This window comes from Pseudomonas sp. GM60 (assembly GCF_000282415.1).
Lineage (GTDB): Bacteria > Pseudomonadota > Gammaproteobacteria > Pseudomonadales > Pseudomonadaceae > Aquipseudomonas > Aquipseudomonas migulae.
In genome coordinates, this window is record NZ_AKJI01000051.1 from 18,304 (window position 1) to 28,519 (window position 10,216).

At 61.2% G+C, this 10,216-nt stretch carries 8 protein-coding genes; 4 read left to right on the plus strand and 4 right to left on the minus strand.

Going from position 1 to position 10,216, the window contains the following annotated elements:
* Nucleotides 1–17: 17 nt before the first annotated feature.
* The 4 genes from PMI32_RS15530 to PMI32_RS15515 form a co-directional block, all read right to left on the minus strand.
* Complete coding sequence (locus PMI32_RS15530; protein WP_008029052.1) at nt 18–1,343, minus strand: MFS transporter; 1,326 nt, start codon at nt 1,341–1,343, stop codon at nt 18–20.
* A gap of 785 nt (nt 1,344–2,128) precedes the next feature.
* The gene (locus PMI32_RS15525; protein WP_008029054.1) at nt 2,129–3,133 is read right to left on the minus strand and encodes a 4-hydroxythreonine-4-phosphate dehydrogenase PdxA; all 1,005 of its coding nucleotides are present in this window, start codon (nt 3,131–3,133) and stop codon (nt 2,129–2,131) included.
* Nucleotides 3,130–4,086, minus strand: coding sequence for an amidohydrolase family protein (locus PMI32_RS15520; protein ID WP_008029057.1), 957 nt, complete (start codon nt 4,084–4,086; stop codon nt 3,130–3,132). The genes PMI32_RS15525 and PMI32_RS15520 overlap by 4 nt, the downstream gene beginning before the upstream one ends.
* Nucleotides 4,079–5,401, minus strand: a complete 1,323-nt coding sequence (locus tag PMI32_RS15515; RefSeq protein ID WP_008029058.1) for an MFS transporter — start codon at nt 5,399–5,401, stop codon at nt 4,079–4,081. Before PMI32_RS15515 ends, PMI32_RS15520 begins: the two co-directional genes overlap by 8 nt.
* Nucleotides 5,402–5,891: 490 nt before the next feature.
* On the opposite strand from PMI32_RS15515, the gene PMI32_RS15510 reads away from it, so the two are divergent.
* From PMI32_RS15510 to PMI32_RS15495, 4 genes are all read left to right on the plus strand, one after another.
* Nucleotides 5,892–6,908, plus strand: a complete 1,017-nt coding sequence (locus PMI32_RS15510; protein WP_008029060.1) for a Bug family tripartite tricarboxylate transporter substrate binding protein — start codon at nt 5,892–5,894, stop codon at nt 6,906–6,908.
* Nucleotides 6,909–6,960: 52 nt separating this feature from the next.
* The gene (locus PMI32_RS15505; RefSeq protein WP_008029063.1) at nt 6,961–7,494 is read left to right on the plus strand and encodes a tripartite tricarboxylate transporter TctB family protein; all 534 of its coding nucleotides are present in this window, start codon (nt 6,961–6,963) and stop codon (nt 7,492–7,494) included.
* Nucleotides 7,491–9,020, plus strand: a complete 1,530-nt coding sequence (locus PMI32_RS15500) for a tripartite tricarboxylate transporter permease (RefSeq protein WP_008029065.1) — start codon at nt 7,491–7,493, stop codon at nt 9,018–9,020. Before PMI32_RS15505 ends, PMI32_RS15500 begins: the two co-directional genes overlap by 4 nt.
* Nucleotides 9,021–9,089: 69 nt before the next feature.
* A complete protein-coding gene (locus tag PMI32_RS15495) occupies nt 9,090–10,031 on the plus strand; it encodes a LysR family transcriptional regulator (RefSeq protein WP_008029067.1) in 942 nt (313 codons plus the stop codon).
* Nucleotides 10,032–10,216: the final 185 nt, after the last annotated feature.

Here is a 10,216-nt window from a genome sequence, read left to right on the forward strand (position 1 = left end):
TAACGCTTGGGTAGTGATCAGCCAACCTGAGCCGGTGTGAGCTGCGAGGGTGATTTAGGGGTGTGGGTGCTGCGAAGTCGGGACAACAGGACGGCGCCGACAATGCCGACCAGGGCCAGGGCGAACATGCCGGCGCGGGGGTCGGCGAAGCTGGTTTCCATCACGGTTTTCAGGTTCGGCGCGACGAAGCCGCCGAGGTTGCCGATGGAGTTGATCAGGGCGATCCCGCCAGCTGCGGCGGCACCGCTGAGGTAGCTGGTGGGAATGGTCCAGAACAGTGGCTGAACCGAGACGAAACCGGCGGCGGCGAAGCAGAATGCCAACACCACAGGGACCATGCTGGTGCCCAGCGCCGAGGCGGCGATGCCGAGCGCGGCCATGGTCAGCATGCACACGGCGAGGCGACGATGTTGCCCGGTGCGGTCGGCGTAGCGAGTGACGAGACGGGTCACGACCAGGGCGCAGACCCACGGTATCGCGGTGATCAGGCCGACGTTGAGGCCGACGTGGCCGTCGAGCAGCCCGGCGATGCGCGTCGGCAGGTAAAACACCACGCCGTACACGCTCATCTGAATGGTGAAATACGCCAGGCAGAATTGCAGCACCCGAGGGTTGCGCAGCGCACTGAGAAATCCGTGGGGGCTGCTGTCTTTTTTCTTCGCGTCTTCTTCGCTGAGCGCAGTTTGCAGCGCCTGCTTTTCATCGACGCTCAACCAGCTGGCATCGGCCGGACGGTTGACCAGATAGAAGTACGCAGCGATGCCGACCACCGATGCCATCAAGCCTTCGACGACGAACAACCATTGCCAGTTGGTCAGGCCGAACACGCCGTGGAAGTCCAGCAACCAGCCCGACAGCGGGCTGCCCAGCACCAGCGCCAGGGGCAAGCCGAAGTAGAACAGACCGAGCGCCTGGCCACGGCTTTGCGCCGGGAACCAGTAGGTGAGGTAAAGGATGATCCCCGGGAAGAAGCCGGCTTCGGCGACACCCAGCAGGAAGCGCAGGACGTAAAAGGTTTCGGCGTTGTGGGCGAACATCATTGCCGCCGAGACCAGGCCCCAGGTGACCATGATCCGGCACAGCCAGACCTTCGCGCCGAGGCGGTGCAGCATGTAGTTGCTCGGCACTTCGAAGAACGCGTAGCCGATGAAGAAGATGCTCGCGCCGAACGCGAACGCGGCATCGCCCAAACCGGTGTCGGCCTGCAGCGCGGCTTTGGCGAAGCCGACGTTGGAGCGATCGATGAAGGCGAGGATGTACATCAGGATCAGAAACGGCAGCAGACGCAGCCGGCTTTTGGAGATGGCACTGGACAGAGCCAGGGCGAAATCTGGACGAGTCATGTGAAGGTTCCTTTGCTGCCGGTATGTGCCTTGCGGAAGTGACAAGGCGGGCTTTTTGTAGTTGTTGAATCGTGCGATCGAGGCAGCTCGGGTGGCCGGCTCTGGTCATTCGATGGAGCGACTTTAGCCAGCGCACAGGGCGACGGATAATCACTTATGCACATCCATCGATAACCTGGGGTGATAGGTAAGTGCGGTTATTGCCTAGATCGAGTTATCAGGCGCCCTCCCCCAAAAAAACAACTCTGGGAGCGAGCCTGCTCGCGAAGGCGATCTGACAGGCACATTGCAGTGACTGATAGAGCGCTATCGCGAGCAGGCTCGCTCCCACATGGGGTTTTGCGTTGATTGAACAACCTGGCAGCACCACGCATTACTGTAGGAGCCGGCTTGCCGGCGATAGCGGTCTGACAGGCACTTCATCTGTGTCTGTCAGGCCCTCATCGCTGGCAAGCCAACTCCTACAGGGTTTTGCATTGATCACAAATACTGGCAACACCACGCATTACTGTAGGAGCCGGCTTGCCGGCGATAGCGTTCTGACAGTCACTTCATCTGTGTCTGTCAGGCCCTCATCGCTGGCAAGCCAGCTCCTACAGGGTTTTGCATTGATCACAAATACTGGCAACACCACCATCCACTGTAGGAGCCGGCTTGCTGGCGATTGAGGTCTGACAGTCACTTTATGTGTGTCTGTCAGGCCCTCATCGCCAGCAAGCCGGCTCCTACAGGGAGTTGCGGTGTGTCAGTTAGCTTTGCGGTGTGTCAGTGAGTTTTGTGGGGTGTCAGTAGTGGTTGGTGCCCATGCGGCAGGCGATTTCGAAGGCCTGACGGATCGCTCCGGGGTTGGCTTTGCCCTGTCCCGCGATATCAAACGCGGTGCCATGCGCCGGTGTGGTGATGGGGATCGGCAAGCCGCCCTGCACCGTCACCCCACGGGAGAAGCCCATCAACTTGATCGCGATCTGTCCCTGGTCGTGGTACATCGTCACCACCGCGTCAAAGGCGCTCGCATCGCCCTGCACCTTGAGGAAAATCGTGTCGCCCGGATACGGACCTTCGGCCGCAATCCCCAACGCCTGCGCCGAACGTACGGCCGGACCGATGATGTCCAGTTCTTCGCGACCGAACGAGCCGTTGTCGCCGTTGTGCGGGTTCAGACCGCACACGCCGATGCGCGGTTTCGCCAGGCCGTTGCGCTTGAGCGCGGTGTCGATCAGCTGGATCGCTTCCACCACCCGCGCTTGCGTCAGCATGCCCGGCACCTCCGCCAAGGCCACATGCGAGGTCACCCGTGACGTCCAGAGGTTGTCGAGCACATTGAATTCGCAGAACGGCCCGTGGAAATCCAGCAGCTCAGCGAACCAGTGCAACTCGTCGTTGTGGGCCATGCCGGCCATGTGCAGCGAGGTCTTGTTCAGCGGCCCGAACAGCACCGCGCCGGTGGTGCCGGCCTCGGTGAGACGCAGGGCTTTTTCCAGAGTGTCGAGGCTGTAGCGACCACCAATGACGCTGGCTTCACTGCGGGGGAATTCGCCGATGGTGTCGCCGCGAAAGTCATAGAACAACGGCGTGTCATCGACAAATGACAGCTGATCCAGCGACTCGACGCGACGGTACGGAAATTCCACCCCGGCGATGCGCATGCCGCGCCGCATTTCCGCCTCGTCGGCAATCAGGATCACGTTGGCCTGGCTGCGAACCTGAGGCTCCGCGAGCAGGCGTGCGATCAGTTCCGGGCCGATGCCCGCCGGGTCGCCCAGGACCATGGCGATGGTTGTCTTGCTCATGCTTCACTCCTCAAGGGTTCGGGCCATGTACGGTCAATGGCGCTAGGCTCGCAGCGATAAACCCGCTGCGCGTTGCTGTAGAACAGGCGCTCCTGATCCGCCCATGGCAGGTCAGCAACGATGGATTTGAAACCGCTGTAGATGTCGTCGAACGAGCCGCACAGGCTGTCCACCGGAAAGTTGCTGGCGAACATCACTCGCTCGGTGCCGAACATGGCGATCACTTCGCGCACGATCCATGCATTGTCTTTGGCGCGCCACGCCTGCCCTTTCAGGCCCAGGCCGGAAACCTTCACCTGCACGTTCGGCCATTCGGCCAGTCGTGCCATCGCCAGACGCCATCCCGCCAGGCCTTCGGCGCTGCGGTCATTGGGCAACCCGGCGTGGTTGAGAATCAGCGTGGTGCCGGGAAAGTCCCGGGCCAGCCGTTCGGCTTCGTAGAGGTTCCACCAGGGTGTCTGCAAATCGAAATGCAGCCCCAGCCCTTGCAGCGCGGCGTAACTGCGGCGCCAGTGTTCATCACTCATCAGGCTGCGCAGATGGCCCACCTGCGCCGTCGAAGTCGGGCCACCGGGTTTGTGGCGCACGCTGCGTACACACTTGAAACTCGCCTGCTCGGTGAGCACCGCGATGGCATCCGGATGATCGAGCCAGGCCTGCGCGACGATCGCATTCGGTACGCCGTAACGCGCCGCCAAACCCTCAATGAATCGGGTTTCGCCAATCGGGTCTTGCGGGTCCCATTCGGTCTCGATGTACACCGTTTGCACGACGTTATGCGGACCGGCATCGGCGAAGTAATCGTCGGGAAAATAGCGCCGCTTGATCGCGCTGTAGTCGCCGTAGCGAAACGGGATCCTGGCTTCAGGCGCGAGCCACGGATGGTGATTGATCGTCGGGTCCCAGAAGTGGTGATGGGCGTCGATGATCGGCCCCGTATACAACTCAGTCATGGCGCACCTCGTCGAGGCTGATGAACAGCGTGGCGAAAACGAAGACCGCCGAACACGCCGCAAAGAACCCCAGCACCGGCGCGAATCCACCGGCCATTTGCAGGATCACGCCGACCAGGATCGGCACCGCAATCCCGCCCGTGCTGCCGGCCATGTTCATCACGCCACCGATCAGACCGACCCGCGCCGGCGCCGCCAGCAATGCCGGGAAGCTCCAGTAGAGGCTGCCCCACATCAGGAAAAACGCAGTCATGGCCAACAACGCCACGGCGGCAAAAGGGTTAGTCAGGGTCGGCAACAACAGGAACGCGCCGAGGGCCACCAGGCCGGAAAACGCCAGCAGGCTCTTGACCGCCACACCGCGGCTGACGCCTTTGCGGATCAGCCCGTCGCAGAGGAAACCACCGGTCAACGAGCCAAGCGCACCGCAGACAAAAATCACGAAGGTCGCCGCGCCAATGCCCTTGATATCGAAGCCGCGAGCTTGCGCCAGATAACTCGGGCCCCAGGTCAGCAAGCCGAAATACACCATCGCCCAACTGGCGCGGCCGATCAGCAAACCGCTCAGGGAACGCGCCGCAATACCCAGGCCTTTGACCGGCACTCGCGCCGCTTCGGCTGCCGGCGTGGCGCGCCCGGCGTTGATCTTCTCGAGCTCTTCGGCATTCACTTGCGGGTGGCTGGCCGGGTCATCGCGCAGGTATCGCCGCGCCAGCCACGCCAGTACCAGCGTCGCGATACCGGCGATCACGAACGCCAGGCGCCATGAGTCCAGCGACGCGATCAGATAAGCAATGATTAGCCCGCCCAACGCCACGCCCAACGGGCTGCCGCTGTCCATCAGCACCGCGCCGCGACTGCGCTCGCTTGGCGCCAGCCACAACGAAATCAGCTTGCCGCCCGACGGGAACAAGGGAGCCTCGGCAGCACCGAGTGCAACGCGGGCGAACAACAATGACAAGCCGCCCGTGGCAAATGCCGCCAACACTTGAAACGTCCCCCACAACCCGGTGGACCAACTGATGACCCGGTGCGGGCCGAAGCGGTCGATCATCCAGCCGCCGGGAATCTGCAACAGCGCATAGGCCCAGAAGAAGCTGCTGAGGATCAGGCCTTGCATGCTTGGCGACAGGGAAAACTCATGGGCGATGGTCGGCATCGCAATGGACAGCGACACCCGGTCGATGAGGTTGACCATGGTCAACGCGAAGATGATCGCGAAGATCCGCCAGCGCACATTGCTGGCCTTGGTGGTGCCGGTCAGCGGTGTGGCTGCTGCTGCGGGCAATTGCAGGGAAGCACTGGAACGAGCCATGGTGCGTACCTCGAATTTATTATTTTTGTGAAGTTGCAAACACCGACCTTGTAGGAGCCGGCTTGCTGGCGATTGCGGAATGTCAGGCGCTATCAATGTTGACTGATACACCGCAATCGCCGGCAAGCCGGCTCCTACAGGGTTCGCGTTTTGCCGTGTTTTCACGGCATTGGTGAGCACTATCGAAGGCTCACTGATAACCGTCTAATCAAAACTTGAAATAAGGCGATAGCCTCGGGTTATGTCATGCCCTGCTTTCAGGGGGCTTTCAATGGATAAGGCCTGCACACACTTTCCACTCAAACTGCTCTGGCACAAGGCCTGCGGCGATCATCACGATTTTTCCCGTGCCGAGCTATAACCCCAGGCTATCGGTGTATGTATTGTTTTGACTAGACGCGACGCCTGCGGCTTCCCACACTCGGGCCAGGCTTGCAGCTTTACCGCTCAGACAAGTCACTCATAACAACTACAAAAACGAGGCCCTTCCATGCGAAATGCATTCGTCCGTCGCACATCCCGTCTGTTTCTTGGCTGCACGCTGGTCGCCGCCGGCGCCCTTCCCGCCCTGGCCCACGCCGCCTGGCAACCAGACAAGAACGTCGAAATCGTCGTCGCTGGCGGTCCCGGTGGCGGCACCGACCAGCTCGGCCGTTTGATCCAGTCGATCATCACCACCCACAAGCTGCTCGACGTGAATACCATCGTCCTCAACAAGGGCGGCGGCAATGGCGCCGAAGCTTTCCTCGACTTGAAAATGAACAAGGGCGATCCGGAAAAACTGGTGATCGGCACCAACAACATCTACTTGTTGCCGCTGGTGTCCAAGCTCGGCTACCAATGGCAGGAACTGACCCCCATCGCCGCCGTGGCCGAGGACGATTTCATTCTCTGGAGCTACAAAGACGCACCGTGGAAGGACGCCAAGGGCTTCTACGAAGCGGTCAAGGCTGACCCGTCGAACCTGCGCATGGGCGGCAGCCAGTCCAAGGACGTGGACCAGACCCTCACCTTGCTGTTGAACCAGACCACTAACAGCAAACTGGTGTACATCCCGTTCAAGAGCGGCAGCGAAGCCGCGACCCAACTGGCCGGCAAACACATCGCCGCCAACGTCAACAACCCCAGCGAAAGCATCAGCCAATGGCGCGGTGATCAGGTCGAGCCGCTGTGCGTGTTCAGTAAAGAGCGCATGAGCTACACCGAGAAAGTCGCCGGCGACAAATCCTGGGCCGACGTGCCGACCTGTCACGAGCAGGGCCTGGGCATCGATCAGTACCGCTTCCCGCGCACCGTGTTCATGCCCGGCGAAGTCACCGTCGAGCAACGGGCGTTCTATGTCGAGCTGATGCGCAAAGTCACCGAAACCCCGGAGTTCAAGGCCTACGTCAAACAGAACGCACTGGTGCCCACCTTCCTCGAAGGCGAGCCGCTGACCGCCTACATTGAGAAAGACACCGCCCGCGTCACCCCGGTGTTCAAAGAAGCCGGCTGGCTGAAAAACTGAGTTGCCGACGGCCGTCCGCCTGCGCACGGCCGTCACCTCTGGAGGTGTCTTCATGTCCCATTCTTCGGATTCACCGGCGCTGGTCGGTACCCGCTGGGTCGAACTCGGCCTGACCGTCTTCACCGCGCTGATCGGCGTGGTGGTGATGTTCGGCAGTGTCGAACAAGGTATCGGCTGGGGCGATTCCGGCCCCGAGCCGGGTTACTTCCCCTTCTACATCGGCCTGATGCTCAGCGCCGCCAGCGTGGCCAACGGCGTGTTGACCCTGGTGCGCTGGCACGCCCTGAGCATTGCATTCGTCAGCCGCAGTGCGTTCAAGCAAGTGCTGTCGGTGTTCATCCCGATTGCGCTGTTCGTTGGCGCCATGCCGTTCACCGGCATCTACGTGGCGTCGGCCTGCTTCATCGCCTGGTTCATGTGGCGTGACAAGGTCCGCGCCAAGCCTTACGGCAAACTGATGATCGGCAGCGTGTCCCTCGGCGCGGTGCTGGCCAGCTACCTGATTTTCGCGCTGTGGTTCAAGGTCCCGCTGGATGCCGGCCCGATGGGCGACTGGATTGCCCTGGCCGGGAGAAATTTCAAATGAGCGAGTTCGATTCCCTGCTGCAAGGCATGAACCTGATCCTGACCCCGGGCCACATCGGCCTGATGGTGATCGGCGTGCTGCTGGGCATTCTGGTCGGCGTACTGCCCGGCCTCGGTGCCCCCAACGGCGTGGCGTTGTTGCTGCCGCTGACGTTCACCATGTCGCCGGTGTCGGCGATCATTCTGCTGTCGTGCATGTATTGGGGCGCGCTGTTTGGCGGCTCGATCACCTCGATCCTGTTCAACATCCCCGGTGAGCCCTCATCGGTGGCGACGACCTTCGACGGCTACCCGATGGCCCGCGAAGGTCGCGCCGCCGAAGCCCTCACCGCCGCCTTCAGTTCGGCACTGATCGGCGCATTGGCCGGGGTGTTGTTGCTGACCTTCCTGTCGACCAAGATCGCCGCATTCGCCATGTCGTTCAGTTCGCCGGAGTTCTTTGCGGTGTACCTGTTGGCGTTCTGCACCTTCATCGGCATGAGCAAGAACCCGCCGCTGAAAACCGTGGTGGCGATGATGATCGGTTTCGCCATGGCGGCGGTCGGCATGGACACCGTATCGGGCAACCTGCGCCTGACTTTCGACCAGCCAATCCTGATGACGGGCATCAGCTTCGAAGTGGCGGTAATCGGACTGTTCGGCATCGGTGAAATCCTTTGCACGGTGGAGGAAGGCCTGGTGTTTCGCGGCGAACATGCGCGCATTACGCCAATGGTAATTCTGCGTACCTGGGCCAAGTTGCCGCGTTACTGGTGGACGATTGTGCGCAGCACGCTGGTCGGTTGCTGGATGGGCATCACGCCCGGCGGCCCAACGGCTGCCTCGTTCATGAGCTACAGCCTGGCGCGGCGCTTCTCGAAGAATCGCGAGAACTTCGGCAAGGGTGAACTCGAAGGCGTGATCGCCCCAGAAACCGCTGACCACGCCGCCGGCACCAGCGCCCTGCTACCGATGCTGACCTTGGGCATTCCCGGTTCCGCTACGGCAGCGGTGATGCTCGGTGGCTTGATGATCTGGGGCTTGCACCCTGGCCCGACGTTGTTCGTCGAGCAGCACGATTTTGTCTGGGGCCTGATTGCGAGCATGTACTTGGGCAACGTGGTGAGCCTGATCGTGGTGCTGGCTACCGTGCCGCTGTTCGCTTCGATCCTGCGCATTCCGTTCTCGATCATTGCGCCGATCATCATCATGGTCTGCGCCATCGGTGCTTACTCGGTGCACAACTCGTTCTTCGACGTGGTGCTGATGCTGGGCTTCGGCGCGCTGGGTTACTTGTTCAAGAAACTCGGTTACCCGATTGCGCCGCTGGTGTTGGCGGCTGTTCTAGGGGACAAGGCTGAGGATGCGTTCCGTCAATCGATGCTGTTTTCTGACGGCCACTTGGGGATTTTCTGGTCCAACCCGTTGGTGGGTTGCCTGACCACGGCGGCGCTGCTGATGCTGTTCTGGCCGCTGATTTCCAAAGGGTTGAGCAGCCTGATGGGCCTGCGCAAACCTCACGTCGCCAAGACCAAATCGGTGCTGTGACACGGCAATGCTGGCAACGCCTGACATTTGTTGTCAGGCTTGCCGCAGTCTTTTTCGCGAGCGCGGCCCATGACCCGAATTCCTGATGCCAATGTGATCCACAGTCGACTGCGTCTGCGCCAATTGCGGCTGATGCTGGCGTTGCAGGAGCTCGGCTCGCTGCGCCGCGCCGCCGACCACATCGGCATGACCCAACCGGCGGCGACCAAGATGTTGCACGAGGCCGAGGACTTGCTCGGCGTCGAACTCTTCGAACGTCTGCCTCGGGGCATGCGCTCTACCCCGTTCGGGGAGACCGTCATCTACTACGCGCGCATGGTGTTTGCCGAACTCAGCGGCATGCGTGAAGAACTGGTTGCGCTTGAATCCGGCAACCTCGGGCGAGTCGCCGTCGGGGCGATTCCGGCGTTGGCCTCGGGGTTGTTGACCCGCACCATCGCCACCTTGAAGAAAAGCCATCCACGGTTGTCGATGAGCATTCAGGTCGACACCAGTGATGTACTGGTGCAGGCACTGTTGCAGGATCAGCTCGACATTGTGTTGGGGCGGATTCCGGCGGGTGCGCGGGCTGAAGAATTGCTGTTCGATAGCTTGGGTGAAGAGGAGCTGTGCGTGATTGCCGGTGCGCAGAATCCATTGGCGCGGGAGAAAAACCTGAGCTGGGCGGAATTGCAGAACATGACGTGGGTGTTGCAGCAGCAACCGAGCCCGATGCGCGCGATCATCAATCAGGTGTTTCACAATGCGCGGGTCGACATTCCCAGCAGTATTGTTGAAACCACGTCGATCATGACCTTGCTGTCGTTGATCCAGCAGACCGACATGCTCGGCGTGACGCCGGTGTCGGTGGTCGAGGATTATCCGGGGCGTGATTTGCTGGCGGTGTTGCCGATCAAGTTTGAAGCGCGGTTGCCGCCGTATGGGTTGATTACCCGGCGTCATCGTATTCAGTCTTCGGCGATGCAGGCGTTTATGAATTCGGTGCGGGCTGAGCATGCGTTGAGTAAGTAGGCCTTTGGGTATGCGTACATATCCGTTGCTTCGGTAACGGCGGCTATTGGTTTCGCCCTTACGGCGAGTCACTTTCGAAAAGCCTGCGCGGCCCGGCGGAAAGTAACCAAAGCGCTTTTGCCCCTTTCGTTCGGTGGCTCGCTAATGCTCGCCATGCCCTCGCTCCGGTCCTGCTCCGTGGGCCC